The sequence below is a fragment of the Oceanobacillus sp. AG genome (genome assembly GCF_009746545.1).
Taxonomy (GTDB): domain Bacteria; phylum Bacillota; class Bacilli; order Bacillales; family Amphibacillaceae; genus Oceanobacillus; species Oceanobacillus indicireducens.
This window is the reverse complement of record NZ_WOWT01000030.1, coordinates 1-16770: the sequence shown is the minus strand read 5'-3', so window position 1 is coordinate 16770 and position 16770 is coordinate 1. Positions and strand designations below refer to the sequence as shown.

The 16770-nt window shown below is 35.0% G+C and carries 13 protein-coding genes and 1 riboswitch; of the genes, 5 read left to right on the top strand and 8 right to left on the bottom strand.

Going from position 1 to position 16770, the window contains the following annotated elements; genetic code table 11:
* Positions 1 to 163: 163 nt before the first annotated feature.
* Positions 164 to 682 (bottom strand): MarR family transcriptional regulator, encoded by a 519-nt coding sequence (locus GN217_RS14935; protein WP_156857461.1) that lies wholly within the window; start codon positions 680 to 682, stop codon positions 164 to 166.
* Between the two features lie 902 nt (positions 683 to 1584).
* Here GN217_RS14935 and GN217_RS14930 point away from each other — a divergent pair.
* The 5 genes from GN217_RS14930 to GN217_RS14910 all read left to right on the top strand — a co-directional run bounded on the left by GN217_RS14930 (position 1585) and on the right by GN217_RS14910 (position 8544).
* Positions 1585 to 2970: an MFS transporter gene (locus tag GN217_RS14930; protein ID WP_156857460.1), complete on the top strand. Its 1386-nt coding sequence runs from the start codon at positions 1585 to 1587 to the stop codon at positions 2968 to 2970.
* Positions 2971 to 3108: 138 nt separating this feature from the next.
* A complete protein-coding gene (locus GN217_RS14925) occupies positions 3109 to 4131 on the top strand; it encodes a nitroreductase family protein (RefSeq protein WP_198042678.1) in 1023 nt (340 codons plus the stop codon).
* A 221-nt stretch (positions 4132 to 4352) separates the two neighbouring features.
* Positions 4353 to 4718 (top strand): DUF1516 family protein, encoded by a 366-nt coding sequence (locus GN217_RS14920; protein ID WP_156857458.1) that lies wholly within the window; start codon positions 4353 to 4355, stop codon positions 4716 to 4718.
* A gap of 233 nt (positions 4719 to 4951) precedes the next feature.
* A riboswitch (M-box (ykoK) riboswitch) is annotated at positions 4952 to 5117 on the top strand.
* A gap of 230 nt (positions 5118 to 5347) precedes the next feature.
* On the top strand, positions 5348 to 6331 hold the full coding sequence (mgtE, locus tag GN217_RS14915; protein ID WP_156857457.1) for a magnesium transporter: 984 nt from the start codon (positions 5348 to 5350) through the stop codon (positions 6329 to 6331).
* A gap of 1046 nt (positions 6332 to 7377) precedes the next feature.
* Entirely contained in the window at positions 7378 to 8544 is a 1167-nt protein-coding gene (locus GN217_RS14910) for a TraB/GumN family protein (protein WP_156857456.1), read from the top strand.
* A gap of 144 nt (positions 8545 to 8688) precedes the next feature.
* Here the strand turns inward: GN217_RS14910 and GN217_RS14905 are convergent, their stop codons facing one another.
* The 7 genes from GN217_RS14905 to GN217_RS14875 form a co-directional block, all read right to left on the bottom strand.
* Positions 8689 to 9600 (bottom strand): conjugal transfer protein, encoded by a 912-nt coding sequence (locus GN217_RS14905; protein WP_156857455.1) that lies wholly within the window; start codon positions 9598 to 9600, stop codon positions 8689 to 8691.
* 15 nt (positions 9601 to 9615) lie between these two features.
* Positions 9616 to 10632 (bottom strand): bifunctional lytic transglycosylase/C40 family peptidase, encoded by a 1017-nt coding sequence (locus tag GN217_RS14900; RefSeq protein WP_232334459.1) that lies wholly within the window; start codon positions 10630 to 10632, stop codon positions 9616 to 9618.
* Between the two features lie 5 nt (positions 10633 to 10637).
* A complete protein-coding gene (locus tag GN217_RS14895) occupies positions 10638 to 12767 on the bottom strand; it encodes a CD3337/EF1877 family mobilome membrane protein (protein WP_156857453.1) in 2130 nt (709 codons plus the stop codon).
* On the bottom strand, positions 12748 to 15201 hold the full coding sequence (gene tcpF, locus GN217_RS14890) for a conjugal transfer ATPase TcpF (protein WP_156857452.1): 2454 nt from the start codon (positions 15199 to 15201) through the stop codon (positions 12748 to 12750). Before tcpF ends, GN217_RS14895 begins: the two co-directional genes overlap by 20 nt.
* On the bottom strand, positions 15185 to 15577 hold the full coding sequence (locus tag GN217_RS14885; protein WP_156857451.1) for a conjugal transfer protein: 393 nt from the start codon (positions 15575 to 15577) through the stop codon (positions 15185 to 15187). Before GN217_RS14885 ends, tcpF begins: the two co-directional genes overlap by 17 nt.
* A gap of 66 nt (positions 15578 to 15643) precedes the next feature.
* Positions 15644 to 16144, bottom strand: coding sequence for an antirestriction protein ArdA (locus tag GN217_RS14880; protein WP_156857450.1), 501 nt, complete (start codon positions 16142 to 16144; stop codon positions 15644 to 15646).
* Between the two features lie 166 nt (positions 16145 to 16310).
* Positions 16311 to 16658, bottom strand: coding sequence for a hypothetical protein (locus tag GN217_RS14875; RefSeq protein ID WP_156857449.1), 348 nt, complete (start codon positions 16656 to 16658; stop codon positions 16311 to 16313).
* Positions 16659 to 16770: the final 112 nt, after the last annotated feature.

The window sequence follows — 16770 nt, the reverse complement described above, 5'->3', positions numbered from 1 at the left end:
TGCTGGACACAGTTTTATTCAATAATTTAAGCTAAACATACTCCAATTATGAGAAAGTATCCTACATCAATTTTACTTTGCACATACCCAGTGGTCTAAACACACAAAAGAACATAGTCATAGTTCCCCACAGGATATTGAACCTTCCGTTTTTTGACTACGTTTAGAGTTTAACTTCATCATGCCTATCGTCCCCTTTGACGATGCTGTCTCTTTGATCGATCATTGTTTGAAAAAATTTTAGCGATGCCTGCAGCTCTGATTCAGAAAATGAATCAAATACATTAATAAATCTACGCTCTATCTTTTCATGCATCATGGTGTGCAGCTCAAAGATCTGTCTACCTTTGGGTGAAAGGTAGAAATATACTTCTTTTTTGTTATCGTTCATCTGGCTTCGTTTAATATAGCCCTCCTTGATTAGATTGGAGCTGATTTTCGAAATACTCGCCTTGGATAAATTCATTTTCTCTGCAATAGATGTGTTGTTTATTGGCTCGTTATTGCCGATGCAATCAATGACATGAACACTTGTCATATTGTTTGGCCATGAGGTAATCCCCTGCAGCCGTGCGAGATGAACAAACTCATCAATCTCGGTAGAGAAAATTTGTTCAAATAAATGCGTAAAATGGAGAAAGCGTTCGTATAGCAATCGCTTAAGTCCCTCTGTTGGCTTCATTATCCTTATCATCCCTTTTCTGCAAAATTTTATTTTATACTGACAATTAATATAACCTAAAATTAAAGTTGAGTGTAATTTAATAAAGGGCGGTAGAATATCTAATCTGATTATAAAATAGGGTATTCAAAAAAATAGGCTCCATTCTAAGCCAAGTCCCCCATCTTGAACTGTTGTTAAACCTCTTCTCCTTACAAAACACTTTCTATTAAGGATATTGTTTACTCGTAAACTAACATATCACATTCATTATAGACAATCAATTTTTGAATATTAAAGTATAATTCATGGCTGTCATTCATAATTATACTTATTTGTCCAGTCATTTTTCTGACTTTGCTCACACTTTAATATGACACCAAAAAATTGACAAACCTCATTTACATATTATATGGTTTACCTGTAAACAAAGTATATGAATATAAGTTAAAAACTCAATTTATTATTGTACTTTATTTTGTTTATATGTTAACAATAAGGAATATGGAGACATGGAAATCTCGAAACTTTTAAATTGACACTGGAAAAAAGCTTTTGAAAAGTGAATTCTTGAGTCTTCAAATAACATGGAACTTGAATAAAACATTTTTATTCGATATACATTCAAAATCAAGATAATCTTTTGTCAATGACTAGTAAATAATATTTAAATACTACAAATTGATTTATACTAGTATCTTTCTATGCTTTTATGTTTCCGTAGACCATAAACTTTTCCTTTGGGAAACTTTGTATTCATAACCTAAACGAATGGGAGGTTATATTGAACAGAATAGGGACAGGATTACAGATTTATTAAATGATTCTTAATGATGGATATATTAGCCCTTTGAAGGCCAATCCATATTGGATATCCGAAAAACAGAATCATTAAAAAAACAAGTTAGGGTAGGAGTTTTAAGATGACAGGAAAACAAAAAATATTACTTTACTCCATATGTTATATGGTGTTGTTTAATGCAATGAACGTAACAATGATGAATGTAGCGATTCCGGAATTCAGGAAAGTATTTATATTAACGCCTTCTGAAGTAAGTTGGATTACAGCCATTTTTAGCTTATTCAACGGTATTGCAGCTGTTGTCATTGGAAAATTATCTGATAGGTTTCCTATACGTCGATTATTTGTTATTGGAATGGCTATGTTTCTGGTAGGTTCCCTAATTGGATTCATGAGCCCAAACTATTCATTCATTATCATAGCTCGAATCCTTCAAGGAATTGGGGGAGGTACTCTTCCCACATTAAGTCTTGTAGCTGCCGCACGATATTATCCTGAGAAACAACGTGGTTATGCACTTGGTATGGTATTTTCCATGGTTGCGTTTGGTAGTGCAATCGGTCCAATAATGGGCGGGTTTTTAACCGATTTATTCGGGTGGAGAAGTTTATTTTTAATATCGTTTTTAAGTTTAATTACTCTTCCGTTATATCTTAAATATGCACCGAAAGAAGAGGAAGTTAAGAGCGACAATCGTTTTGATATGGTGGGAGCCATTTTATTCATGCTAGCCATTACATCGCTGCTGATGGGAATTAATGTGACAGCCTGGTTATTTGTCATTGCAGTGATCTCTTTTGCCCTTTTCGTTTGGCAAGCTCAGAATACAAACGAACCATTTATTAAAATTGAAATATTGAAAAACGTCCCATTTAGTCTCGTTCTTTTCATGGGTTTATTAAATTCTATAGCTTATATGGCGATGATTTTCATTATTCCTTTAATGCTCTCAAAAGTAAATGAAATGTCAAACAGTTTAATTGGTCTTGTTTTGTTCCCAGGTGGATTGATGACAATGATATTAGGGTCTCGGATTGGAATAATAATTGCCAAACGCGGCAATCGTTTCATGAATCAATTTAGTTTTACAATCATGGCCATTGCTTTTCTGGCTCTTTCCACAATTGTCGGGGCCTCTCCTATTTGGATTTCAGTGTTACTGATTCTTGTATGCTTAGCCTTCACTGCAAACCAATCGGCTCTCACAAACCGCATATCGGAAGTATTGCCGTCCAATGAAACTGGTACTGGTACAGGATTATTCACATTTATGATTTTTTTAGGGGCTGCATTTGGCTCTGCGTTGTTTAGTCGTTTTCTTGAAATCAATACTAAACAATGGAATCTATTAAACGGGTCTACTGATCCTTCATATAGTAATTCTTTCATTCTTGCTACCTTTATTGTAGTTTTGGCCATGGTTGTGCTTGCTTTGGAGAGATCAATGGCAAAAAAACAAGAAATGCGATTTCATGATAAACATTTTAAAGATAAGTTTGGTTTATAGTTTTTAACAACTTCTAAATTATTCTTTGCTTTAATTAATGGGGTTTATAAAATTGAACCACCAACTCTATAATTACAACCGAAAATATGTTTGATTTCTAGGATTATATTAATCTGCTAAACAATTGGAGGGATTATATTGAACTTACCCAAGACGATAACAGAACGCAGATCCATCCGCAAATACAATGGAATTCCGGTAGAACAAGAACTAATCATTTCTTTACTGTATAAGGCAGCTAATTTACATGGCAATGAGGAAACACCAAAGTGGCGTTGTATTTACTATGGCACATATGAATCACGTCAAAGGCTAGCTGTGAATATAACAGCTAAATTGAAGGAAAGCAAACTCGGAAAAATCGTTCTCAATAAAATGATTGACTTTTTAACGAAAAAAGTAGCGGAGACTCCTGTCAACTTGGTTTTCATTGCAGAATCTGCTAATAATCAGCAACAAAGTGATAAAAATTACGCCTCAGTATGTAGTGTCATGCAAAATTTTCAACTTTTAGGTTGGGAGAAAGGTTTGGGGATGCTGTGGTACACAGATCCAATAATTCAAGGTGAATCATTCTTTAAGGAAATCGGTTTGCAAGAAGGAGAAAGGTTTGCTGGAATTTTAAATATAGGATACTTTGATAAAATGCCAAGGGGAAGAAGGAGAAGAACATCGGCAGAACAGAAGTGGACTGTAATTGGAGAGAACGATTGGAAACATTCAGAAAAACTTCAGGTTACTTCACAAACTGTTCTTGAAATGCTGAATCAAGCCATTTGGGCTCCGAACCACGGACTACGACAACCATGGCGTTTTATATATGTAACAAACGAAAAGACAATAGGGAAACTTCAAACGTTAAATAGGGATATTTCTGTCCCCTTCCTATTAGTTGTTGCAAAAGAAGAAGAGGATTTTCACAAGCGGGAAGAGGATTTCGCAGCGATAAGTTGTTTGGTTCAGAATTTCGAATTGTTAGCTAAATCCAAACAGTGGCAAGTGCTTCGCAGCATTCCAAAGTGGATTTATGATCAGGAACGATGTAAGCCATTTGGAGTTAATCCACAGGAACGTATTGTAGAGGTGCTGGAGTTTAAGGGAGACGATGGATACTCGAATTCTCTATTAGCTCCCCCAATGGTTAACATCACGTATCTTTAATCATGCGATTGGGATATTGGTAGTATGCGTTTCGATTAAAACTGAAAAAACTAAGATACTACTTTAAAAGGATCAATGCAAGAGCATAGTATTTTCTTTCACTGAGAATGATTATCGTTATTGATATGTTTTGTTTGTGACATGATGCTTATTAAAATAGTTTATATATAATACAAAAATTAGTTTCAAATATTATAAATATATTGGGGAGGATAATAAAGATGTTTAATATGCTATTTCAATCACATTCAGGTTTGTGGGAAATCACTATCTTACTTTTTTTCATTTCATTTATCTTATTGAAAATGGGAAAACCTAAGGGTAAAAAAATAATTCATATGATATTACGTCTGATTTATGTAATCATGATCATTTCTGGGCTGGGTATGTTAATTATGCTCAAGTTCCCATGGTTATATGTTATCAAAGGTATTTTAGCATTATGGCTTATCTGGATAATGGAACTAATACTTTCAAAATCGGTGGTAAGAAAGGAGCGCGGTCCTTCTACAAAAAGCTATTGGATTCAATTTATTATTGCTTTAGTACTGGTTGTATTAATTGCTGCCAAAATCATTAGCTTTTAGCTATTTTGGCGAATTTCAAATGATGGAATAAATGGGATCATGATATCTTCCCATGGAGATTGAAAGGTTTTGATTGGAATATCTATTCTCCTGATGATCTGTTACTAGGAAGAAATACAGCCCCTAACAAGGAGGCACTTTAAAAGTAATTCCTATCATGACAATAATACGTACGTACATGAAACAATAAGTGCAATAATGCAACAAGGATATGTTGCTCTACAAGAATTCTATAAATTCCTCGCTAGGTGAGGCTCCTATGTGGAGATACGCTACTGCCCAGAAATGTCTAAAGACTCCAATGGGTTAACAGGAATCATCGACTTAAGGTGGTTTTTAATGTAGCTAGATTATTTTCTTATGCCACATAGTGCTAAAGCTCTGCGAAAGAGGTTTATTCACTATGCTCTTTAATAGATGAACACACCCCTTTTTGCAGAGGGGTGTTTTTTAATACTTAGAAAAAAGTGTATGTTCCAGTTGAATGATAAAAATTAATTGAAGGAATACACAATCAAAGCTGAATGAAAGGGGATGGTGGGGATGGCTGATCCTTCTGATGGTTTGTTGCTAAAGAGGAAATATAAAAATCCCCTAACAAGGGGACTTATTTAAGGGAGGTCTCTATTATGACTAATAATATGTACGCACATGAAACAACAGGAGCAATAATGAAACAAGAATATGTGGTTCTACAAGAATTCTCCACAATTGAGCAGGCAATTTACTATTTGCGCAAAAATGTTCAAGGGAAAAGAAACATCCATTATGTATACATGGTTAACGAATCTCAGCAATTAACTGGAGTACTATCAATACGCGAACTATTATTAGCTACAAATGCTTATATGCTTACGGATGTTATGAAAAGGGAAATTGTTAGTCTTCCAACTGATTTAGATCAAGAAGAAGCAGCGAAAGTCTTTCGAGATAAGGATCTCGTTTCTATTCCAGTAATTGATGACAAAAGGAAATTAAAAGGTGTAATCCATGTAGAAGATATTATTGATGTTATTCATCAAGAGGCAGATGAAGATATCGGGATGCTTACGGCTTCAGGAAAAGAAATTGATTTTCGGACAAAACCATTAAAAGCTGCTGGAAGGAGGCTTCCATGGCTTATAATATTATTATTTGTTGGCCTTATTTCTGGTGGAATTATTGAAAGATTTGAAGAAACATTGGAACAAGTAGTTGCACTTGCATTCTTTATGCCGATGATTGCTGGGATGACAGGAAACACTGGGACTCAATCACTCGCTGTCGTTGTTCGTGGCCTAGTATCAGAAAAATTAGATATGAAAAAGACAGCTAAACTTTTATGGAGAGAGTTACTGGTCGGAATTATTATTGGAATAACCTGTGCTATCGTTGTTGCACTTATTGCCTTTGTGTGGAGAGGAAGCTTGATGCTTGGATTTGTCGTGGGCATATCACTTCTATGCACTCTTATTATTGGGACACTTGCCGGAACAATTATTCCACTAATTCTTTATAAGTTCAATGCAGATCCAGCAGTTGCCTCAGGACCACTCATTACAACGATAAATGATATTTTGTCACTACTTATTTATTTCGGGATTGCTACAATGTTTATTTCTAAAATCATGTAAAAATACAATTTAATCAAATTGATAGCTTATATTTTAATTGAAAATGAGTTTCTTAAATTACTATCATCAGCAAATGTTTGAACCATTTTCAATATTTTCACAAAAGAATTTCTGTTAAATTAATAACCATATGAAATATTAACTCGATGTTATAAGATTGTGTCTTTTAAAATAACTATCAATATTTTTAAAAATGACTTTTTTCCCAAAAAGGTTCAATCGCCACCAATTAGACTGATAATTCTAATAGAAATTAATATTCAATGTTGGTTGTTTTACCATGTTCAGGAAAAAAAGACGTTCAAATTTGATTAAGATCAAATATTTCCCAATCATATTGTTTATTAACTTAGGAAAGATTGAATAACTGGTGAGAACCTTTTCAACTAGAAATGGATTGTCTTCAGAAAAGATAGCTGATTTACTATCTATCAATAATTCAATGATCTGAATAGACTCAACTATGATTGACAGCTCCGCAAAAGTTGACTCGAATTGAACTAGTCTATACCGTGATTCTTTATATGATAAAAGAACTAAGTGAAATTCCAGCATTGAAACTCCCTAAATCTCTATCGGTCTATCTTAAAAAGGGTCATAAAAATACAACCATTTATAAAATAAAGCCAACAGAGGAAAGCTCACGGTCCAAAATTAGAACAGGAAGCCATCGAGAATTTTTCAATTATTAGGCAAGTATTGAATACATTCCTTCTGTCTCAAAACAGACCATATCAACTTGAACAATTGCCCGTTAAAGAACAAAAGATCTCCAAAATCTGAATCTAATTTCCATAATTACCCAAAATCCCAAAAATGTATATAATACCTTAAAAAAGATGCCCCTAGCCATATCGAGGAGATAGATTCATTTGACCGATCTTAGATATTACAAATTAATTAAGAAAATCGTAAAAATCTTAGTTTTTGGATTCTATCCAATCAATTTCACATATACAAAAAATAGCGAGGTCATTGGTTTAGACAATGATAAAATTGAATCACATTATTAAATAAAAGAGCATTTTTTTGGAGGAATTAGATGTATGTCAGAGGATAATATTACTCGATTACAAATAAAAGATAAAGAAATTATTTTAATTGGTACGGCCCATGTATCAAAGGCGAGTGCAGAACAAGTAAAAGAAGTAATTGAAATGGAGCAACCTGACGCCGTCTGTGTGGAACTTGATGCCGAGCGTTATCAATCCATTCAGGACGGCAACAAATGGAAGGACATGGATATCTTTAAGGTCATTAAAGAGAAAAAAGCTGCACTGCTTTTAATAAATCTTGCTATATCTTCTTTCCAAAAACGAATGGCGAAACAATTTGGAATTGAAGCTGGTCAGGAAATGATTCAAGGGATTGAATCTGCAAAAGAAGCAGGCGCAGAACTTGTTTTGGCGGATCGTAATATTCAAATCACCTTTTCGCGGATTTGGGGATCTATTGGTTTGAAAGGCAAGTCAATGTTGCTAATGCAAATTATTGCCGGTATTTTTAGTAGTGAAAGCATTTCAGAAGAAGAACTGGAAGAAATAAAACAACAGGACACCATTAATGCCATGTTGCAGGAATTCACCGACCATTTCCCAAGATTAAAAAAGCCATTAATTGATGAACGGGATCAGTACTTGGCTCAGAAAATCAAAACAGCACCAGGGGATAAAGTTGTTGCAGTTCTAGGGGCTGCTCATGTATCAGGTATCCAGAAAGAGATTCAAAAAGATCATGACTTAAAACAGTTAACGACAAAACCGCCTAAATCAATCACACCAAAGATAATCGGTTGGGCGATTCCAATTCTAATTATCGGAATCATTGTTTATACCTTTGTTGCCAACCCTGCTGCAGGATGGCAACAGATGATTAGCTGGATTTTATGGAATGGTTCTTTGTCTGCGATCGGAACAATCATTGCTTTAGGACATCCATTAGCAATATTAACCGCTTTTATTGCGGCACCGTTTACTTCCTTAAATCCCCTTCTTTCAGCTGGTTTGTTTGCAGGGTTTATCCAAGCTTACTTTTGGCGACCGACTGTAAGGGATTTTGAAGACTTGTCAGAGGATGTTTTTTCCGTTAAAGGTTTCTGGCATAATAAAGCAACAAGAATACTACTGGTCATTGTATTTTCCAATCTCGGAAGTGTTTTAGGTACATTTGCTGGTGGAGTGGATGTCATCCATTTATTTTTTCGAAATTTATAAGGGCTAACTTTTATATTGCTTAATCAATAAATATGAACTTTAATGAAAGAAAGGAATATACTAACATAAGAATAAAAATAAGAGATATTGCGATGACACAATATCTTTTATTTTCTCTATTATATTCATTTTACTATCGTCTAATTAATCCACAATCATCCAGTTTGTATCTTTCTCTAATATTAATACATACTGTGAAACTTGCGTTACTTTGGTTGTTTCATCTAAATATTGCACTGATAAACAAACTTGCACTTGATCTCCTGATTGTTGAAGTACAGGATTGATGAACTCTGAAAATGTATAGTCTTTATTGATAGAAGGCAATGCATTATTTTTCACGTAATAAGCGAGCTCCTTATCCGTCGCAGTCGGATAAAATGTAAAGAACGTCTCCAAAAATTCCATCACTTCTTTTTCTGTATCAGAACCAACTGTTCCGTCACTTTCAGGTTGTTGTGGCTCAAAATCTGATTTATGTGGTATGCTCCATAAAGTGGGGTTTTTTGTAATCACTAAGTTTCCCGCATTATCTTGATGAAGTAAAATTCGATAGGTGGAACGAATCCTTTGGCTATCTTTATCTTCCGTAATCTTTTGTTCTACTGCATATACAACCGCATAAGCATTATCCTCTTCTTCTGATACTGACCAAATATCAATATCACTCACACTCGAACTAGTAGGAATATCATCCCTAACCGTATCAATATTTAAAGCTTGTAATTCCTCTGTTAGATAAAGACTTAATTTTTCTTCTCGGCGTTCAATAGACTCTTTATTATTTTCCCACGTATAGTAATTTTTCACAAAGTTTTTCGTAAAGCTTTCAATCGCATTCGTATCTATCATCTTGGTTTCAATGACTTCTCTTTCATGGATCGTATGTTGATCAATAGCTGTAAAGTTCTTAAAAATCCCAAAGACAAGGCTACTAATTAATACAATCCACAAAACAGTCACGGATTTCTTACGCGTACCAACACTTTTTACCTTTGCTTTCGATAACTTTGTTTCCACCGTTTGTTTTTCTTTTTTTCTAATTATATTTTTCATCCATTTCAACCCTTTCTATTGTTTAATTCGTCCGGCTCCAATTAGATGTTTTTGCCAATAAGCAGTCGTTAAGTCTGCATAGCCAATCGGATCACCTGCGTTATACATTTGATTGTCTCCCAGATAAATTCCAACATGAGTGACATACGTTCCGGCATTATACGTGGAGTGAAAGAACACTAAATCACCTGGCTTTGCTTCTGATAAAGGGATATGCTCTGTAAAGTCATATTGTTGTTGTGCTGTTCTTGGTAAATTAATTCCAGCCTTTTGATAACTCCATTGTGTAAGCCCACTACAATCAAATGAAGTGCTTGGGTTAGCCCCCCCAAATACATAAGGATAGCCTTCGTATTTCAATGCTTCATCCATCACTAGTTGCACAAGGTCACCATCAAATTGTGGGGAGTGAAAGTATTGATTGACTAAATCTACATAAAACATGTTGCCATACAGATAACGCCAACCCCCGTTCTTTTTTACGGCAATTGGGTTGGAATAAGTCGTTTTACTTCCACCTGAATGTTTTTTCGCAAAGCTTTGGGCTAAGTCAAAACTATATTTTTTTCCTCTTTGTGCAACATAATCAATGAAACCACCACCATAGTTATACGCTTGTATGACCGTATTTCCATCTACACCTTTAGATTCTGCTGATTGAAGTAAATCCGCAAAGTATTTTACCCCTTGCTTTATAGATGCTTCTTCTGAATCTAACGTATTTGGTGGTAATCCCATTGATTCACTTGATTGCATCACATCAGTTAATTTCCCACCACTTTCCACTTCCATAATTGCGAGTAATGTTGACACAGATTCACTAACGCCATATTCTTTCGCATATTTCTCTACCATTGTTCGGTGCTTTAATACGTCTGCTGACACAGAAACGCTTCCACCACCATCCATGTCAGAATAATTTTCCTCTGATGAATCATCTTCATTGGAAATGAAAAGTGCCACAAAAACTAATAAGCCAAAAAAGAGTAGAAATCCTACTCCATACGTAATGAGCATGATTTTTAATCGCATAACCTTCATTGGCGTTCCCTCCTATTCGTAGGCACGGAACGTTTCTGAAGCTGTCTTTTCTTCAACACTTTGATTGGTTTACCTACTTGCTTCATGACTTTTCGTATTTCTTGCTTATTTTCCATTTGAGGACGTTCTTTAGAAGTTGTTCTTTTTCTTTGTGCCTGCGACTGTTCAATTTGATTATGCATCTTTTCTTGTTCGTTTGATGATGTCTTTTGTTGCTGTATAATTCTCCCCACTATCGGTTCTCTTTGAGTAACTGGTCGTGTATGACTAGATTGATCACGAGAAGGTGCACGCTTTTTATCCAATGCTTGTCGTTTATCTGCAATTGTTTGTCGATGTTTCACTGTGCGTTCTTTTGCTGCTTTTTCTCTTTGTTCTTTCGCCTGCACAACACCTTCTTTAAAATCATGAACAGGCTTTTTCAACTGTTCTTTTCCTTGCATCACTGCATATTTAGTATTCGTCGGTAAATCAACCAATTGTTCTTTTCGGTATTTGATATTTGCTCGAACCTGACTTTTTGCACCAAGTACTTTCCCAGTTACTTGACCAAACTTCTGACTTAATGAAGTTGGATTCGCCTGTTCGTTCGTCTTTTCTCGATTCTTTTTTGGTGATGATGTTAGTCGTTGTAATGGACGAAGTGGCGATGAACTCCCTTTTGTTTTTTTAGACTGACCAACTAATGCGCCAGCTGTCGCCCCTGTCGTTGCACCTGCAAGCGTACGGGTAATATTACGTTGCAATCGGCGACCACCACGATTAAACATGCGATAAGGACGACGCATTACTTTCCGGCTAATATTTTGCGAATCATTGCTTTGTAAGCTGAACATACTCATGATGTCACCAAGTTTCATGTAAATGCCCGCAAACGTGACAATCTGTAAGAAGGCAATTAAGAAAAATGGATAACTCGTTGTTAAACTGTACAGCATGGAGGAAATACTAAAAGCAACGGTAATAATTAACGTGATGCCCGCACGAAGCATGATCACATTAAACAATTTCATAATCGCTTGTTTTCCCATGTTTTCAAAAGTTGGAATCATAGATAATAGAAAACTAATCGGTAAAAACATCGCATAAATAATAAACAGAATTTGTGAGAAAATCATAATACCCGATAACAGGAAAACAAAAATGGAAATCCCAATGTTAAATAGAAATAAAAAGAAGACCATGCCTAAACGTGTAGTGGTCTTCGTAATCGTTAAATTTTTATTGTCATGATCTTCAATTTCTGCTTTTACCGCATTCTCACGATCTTTTCCGTTATTGGCATCCGGACTAATGGAAACTAATGTATTAACACGATCTTCGCCAATCGTTTCTTTATCCGAATCATCAAATTGCAAGAGCATCCAAGGCTGCTCGACTTGAATAGAAAAGAGATTATCCCGTATCATATCCACACTATCTTTTCCTTGACTAGTAGAGCTTGGCATTAAGATTTTTGTTCCTAAATCTAAACTTGCTTGACTAATATCTGCTGAAAAATCATTGATTTTTGTAATGTATGTTGGTGCGTAAGCGATAAAGGAAGCAGACAAAATAAACACGACCAAAAAGTTCAGAATAGCTCGAATCGCTTTCGTTGTTTCTCGTTTCATTAATCCCGTATAAGCCACGTAAATCCCAATGACTAAAATAAACAGAAGCAAGAAACCAACATAAAATCCCGAACTACTAAAACCACTTGCTGTAATCCCCGCTAATGTTTGCATGTTTTTCCCGATGGCATCCGCTGTTTGTGAAATAAAATCGAGTGAATAGGCTTGTTGAATTAAATAGCCTGTCGCATTAGACAAATACAAACTTATAATCCAGATAAAATTGGTAATCGTATAGAGCCCATACATCACCTGTTTACCAATCCCATCATTCCAATTCCACGGAAGCCAATCCCAATCTGTATCGACATAAAAATCTAATTGGTAATGATCTAATGAATAAAGGGAATACAAGTTATCTTCTGATACCGTATCATCGACTAATCCCGCAGCTTGCGCAAAAGTACCAAGTAATAGAAGACATAGGAAAACGGCAGCACTAATCAGCACTACCGTTAAAATTATCTTTTTTAGTTTTTGTTTGTTCACATTGTCACCTCGTTTCCTTTTCATTTACAGGTGGTCGAGTGTCGAAAGCATCGAATAAATCTTCAAAGACGGGATGGACTTGAATAATTCCAACACGCCCATATAAATCTTGAATTAAGCATTGACCGTTTTCTAGTTCACGAAGTCTTCTCTGGTTTCCTTCATCTTCTTTATCGACGCCAAAGAATTCTAATGTTTTTTTAATTTCATTAATATCTCTAGAACGAAAGGCAAACTTCACACCGATATTGTTTTTTAGTTTTTCATCTGTTAAATCATCCGCATTTTGCGTCACAAAATATACACCAGCATTCATGGCACGTCCTGCACGAACCAATTTATTTGAGAGTGTTTTCCCTTGTGCGACTTGCAGGAAGGACCAAGCTTCATCCAAATCAACTATTTTAAATATGCTTCGATCAGAATGGATAAAGTCTAATGCGAAGGTGGAAATTACAATCAACATCGCAACACTAAGGAGTTCCATTGTTGTGTATTCTTCAAAACTCGTTTCCGCATCAGGTAACACCAAATCAGCTACTTGAATAATGTTTAACTGTTTCTCTAAACTAGTCGAATTTTTCACCGTTCCATCTGAAAATAGAAGGTGAGCGAAATCATAGTCCGTAAAACTTTCAATATGGTCCGCAATCGGTCCAGCTAATGGATTAGGATCACTTCTTAATTCATGAATCACAAGAAGCAAGCCACGTTCTTCCTGTTGACCAACGGCCCGAATCGCACGTCGTAATACAGGGAATTTCTCACCATCACGACTAGAGATACCTGTAAGAAAGGTAAGAATATCAATCGCAAGGCTTTCTGAATCCTTTTTCTTTTTCATAATGACAAAGGGATCAAGTAGCCCTTTGTTTGAATCATCACTTGTTAAATTAACAATATTTATTTCATGTGCCATTTCAGGCAATGTTTCTTTCCAGTTGCCACGTTCTGCCTTTGGATCAACGATAAGAGCTTGTCCGCCATAAAGAACAGCATAATATACGAGTAGGTTATTTGAGAATGATTTCCCGCCACCAAGTGAGCCTAAAAAAGCAGAAGCCAAGGCATTTGTGACCGAACCTTTGACACCTTGACTCGCTAAACTAGGATTGAGATATACATTTCTTCCCGTATCCAAGTTGTAACCAAAATAAATCCCTTCTGTTTCTCCGAGCATCTGTGTTGCGCCGAACCCAAGTCCCGCTAAAAAGTCGGATGTAACGTACTGAATATAATCATTCATATACCGTTTACTAGCAGGAATAAACTCACTGTGCAAACCAATCATATCACCAAATGGACGAACGAGTTTCACGTTTAAATCATCATAAAAATCTTTCACTTCATTACATCGTTGTTTCAGTTCATCTAAGGTAGACGCCGAAACTCGGATGACATAACTCAACTTGTACATCGACTCTTTACTTTGATCGAGTACATCTTCTAATTCATTCACTTGCTCCAACGCTTCTAGCACATTACTTCCTGTTTCATTATTGGATTCCCACGCATGATTATCTAAATCTTTCAGTTCTTTTTTCTTATTGCGCACAGTCGATAATGCTTTTTTATTCGTCACAATTTCCACATTCATGGATGTATCGATGGGGAAGGTGAATTGTTGCTGCTGATAATAAAAGATTTCATCTGATGGAAACTCCAAATCACCAACAATTGAATTAATCGTAAAATAAGCAACATATGTCGTTTGTTCTTCTTGTTTGATTTTTAAATAGCGCTGTTTTTCTTCCATTAAGCAACGTGTTGGTTTGATGATGTCATAACGCTTCACTAAAGTTTCCTGTTTTAACTTTTTTAGGGGAAGCACATAGTCATATTCCTCATAAGCAATATCTGATTGACCATGTAGATGTTCAATTAAATATCCAAAATCATTTTTATCTAAGGGACGTATTTTGAAACGCCTTGAAATTTTGTTTTGTAGCAAAGACTCCATTTTAGAAAAGCGTCTCATTTCATCATGAGGCATAGAAACAAAATCCCCCATTAAGTGATGGTTCACATCACGAACAAAAGAAGATAGTGAATTTTTAATAGATTTTCCCATGGATTTCATGGTGACTTCTTCTTCATTCAAGAGCAGCTTAAAACCAATAAAGAAGCGATAGTCTACTTGATGTTCTCCAATCATTGAAACAAGTGCTTCGGTTTGATCATCAATCCGTGCATAAGCAACATCTTTTAATCGACCAGTAACTAAGTTTTTACTTCGCTCTTGAACAGAACGAATACTACTAGCCGTGCTAATTTGCAAGGCATGAATTTTTCCATCTTGATTTTGTGCAATCAATTGGCGAAAGTGATCATGCACTTGAATTTTTTCATCTGGTGACAAAAAAGAATAGTTGTAGGGAAGCAATTCATAATAAGCAAAACATTCGCCATCATGATTGAAGACAAGATTATTTTCTATATATTTAATCGGATAACGCATGCAGTTCACTCCTTACAGCAGTAATATTCTCTTTCATTTTCACTTGTTGTAATTTGATTGGTTTCCCTGCATAAGTTAATTTAGGGCGCAAAAAGTAAGTGATGACGGATTTTAAAAAGCTATATGGCTTTTTTCCATCAAATGTTTTTTGACTCATAAACCATGTTAAACCAACAGGAATTCCCACATATTTTAATAATGCTCCATTAATCAAAGAGAGAGGCGGGATGTTTCCTAGTAGCATAACAAGTAATAGAGATAGTACAAACCATGACATTTGATTAAAGGTGACGGGGAAGGGCAAACGAAAATCATTAATTGCATAGATGACTTTTTCAACCGACCAAATACGTGTATAACTTTTTAATTTTTTCATAGGTTCTCCTTTCAAAAAGAAAACAGCCTGCATGTACACAGACTGTTTTCGCATTTTTATATTTACTTATCCAACATATTCAAACACACCATGTGAGGTAACAAGAAAACTTCCGTTTATTTCTAAATCTCTTCCAAGCGCTTGATAATCAATATAGTTCTGTAAATTAGTAGGTACTTCCCCAAGCATACCTGTTTCTTCTACATAGTAACGAGCCACATCTTCCATGTCTTCACAATCTGCATAACAAATAATATCATCTTGATTTTCTAGTAATTCTTCCAAACTATCAAACCAGTATCCTTGAATTTCAGATAGTTCATGATAAATTGGTGAGCCTTCTAATTCCTCTACCATCGCACATAACCGATTGATTTCAGAGATTGGTGTGTATTCACTAATCTCAAATGGCAATTCGTAATCATGTATGGCATATTCTTCATATTCACCGTTTAAGCCAATGCGTTCTTCCATATCTTCCATATCGATTGGTGGTGTAAACCACGCTCCAACTAATTCGCCTTCATTGTACTTACCGAGATTTGCGATATATACTTGCATGTCCATTGTTTAATCATCCTTTTATTTGATTAATAAACGACAAAAAGTAGTTAACTATTTAAAGTTAACTACTTCTTTTACTCACACAATATAATATAGTCTATCAATTTTTAAATTTAATCTTTACATGAGATTTAGTGTTACTTATGCTGCAAACAATTATAAAGAAAAACTATTGATTTTCATTCTTATTTTTTATTAAATTATAAATTGGGTAGTCTTTTATCAAAGTTTTATCCTTTTCTGATAACTTATTAAAACGATACTTAAATTCGTTGTGATTACCTAGTAATATGTCTAAGGCACATAAAATAGTTACATCATCTATATTTGTAACTTTTATTTCAGTAATTTTCATGATTTCTTCTTCAGTTAACTCTCTCTTCCTGAAAATTGCCTGCATTTTATTTATTAAAAACATAATTTCATCAGTTTGTTCATAAATATAATCATACGTGTTTGCGATCATTGTTAAAATCTCTTTTCTTTTATTGTTTTCGTTACCTGTAAAGCTCCACATTGTTCCATCTAAAACACTTGCTAATTGTTCAAATTCCTCCAGATTAAAAATAGACTTCCCTGCTATAATGTGCTAAGTTTTTTTCATATTAATAGAGGGGAGTTTTTTAATT

Bases quoted from the DNA above. Each gene is read 5' to 3' on its own strand.
- GN217_RS14880 (WP_156857450.1), bottom strand. From the start codon at position 16,144: ATGGACATGCAAGTATATATCGCAAATCTCGGTAAGTACAATGAAGGC.
- GN217_RS14895 (WP_156857453.1), bottom strand. From the start codon at position 12,767: ATGAAAAGGAAACGAGGTGACAATGTGAACAAACAAAAACTAAAAAAG.
- GN217_RS14920 (WP_156857458.1), top strand. From the start codon at position 4,353: ATGTTTAATATGCTATTTCAATCACATTCAGGTTTGTGGGAAATCACT.
- GN217_RS14910 (WP_156857456.1), top strand. From the start codon at position 7,378: ATGTCAGAGGATAATATTACTCGATTACAAATAAAAGATAAAGAAATT.
- GN217_RS14900 (WP_232334459.1), bottom strand. From the start codon at position 10,632: ATGCGATTAAAAATCATGCTCATTACGTATGGAGTAGGATTTCTACTC.
- GN217_RS14875 (WP_156857449.1), bottom strand. From the start codon at position 16,658: ATGTGGAGCTTTACAGGTAACGAAAACAATAAAAGAAAAGAGATTTTA.
- GN217_RS14905 (WP_156857455.1), bottom strand. From the start codon at position 9,600: ATGAAAAATATAATTAGAAAAAAAGAAAAACAAACGGTGGAAACAAAG.
- tcpF (WP_156857452.1), bottom strand. From the start codon at position 15,201: ATGCGTTATCCGATTAAATATATAGAAAATAATCTTGTCTTCAATCAT.
- GN217_RS14885 (WP_156857451.1), bottom strand. From the start codon at position 15,577: ATGAAAAAATTAAAAAGTTATACACGTATTTGGTCGGTTGAAAAAGTC.
- mgtE (WP_156857457.1), top strand. From the start codon at position 5,348: ATGACTAATAATATGTACGCACATGAAACAACAGGAGCAATAATGAAA.
- GN217_RS14930 (WP_156857460.1), top strand. From the start codon at position 1,585: ATGACAGGAAAACAAAAAATATTACTTTACTCCATATGTTATATGGTG.
- GN217_RS14935 (WP_156857461.1), bottom strand. From the start codon at position 682: ATGAAGCCAACAGAGGGACTTAAGCGATTGCTATACGAACGCTTTCTC.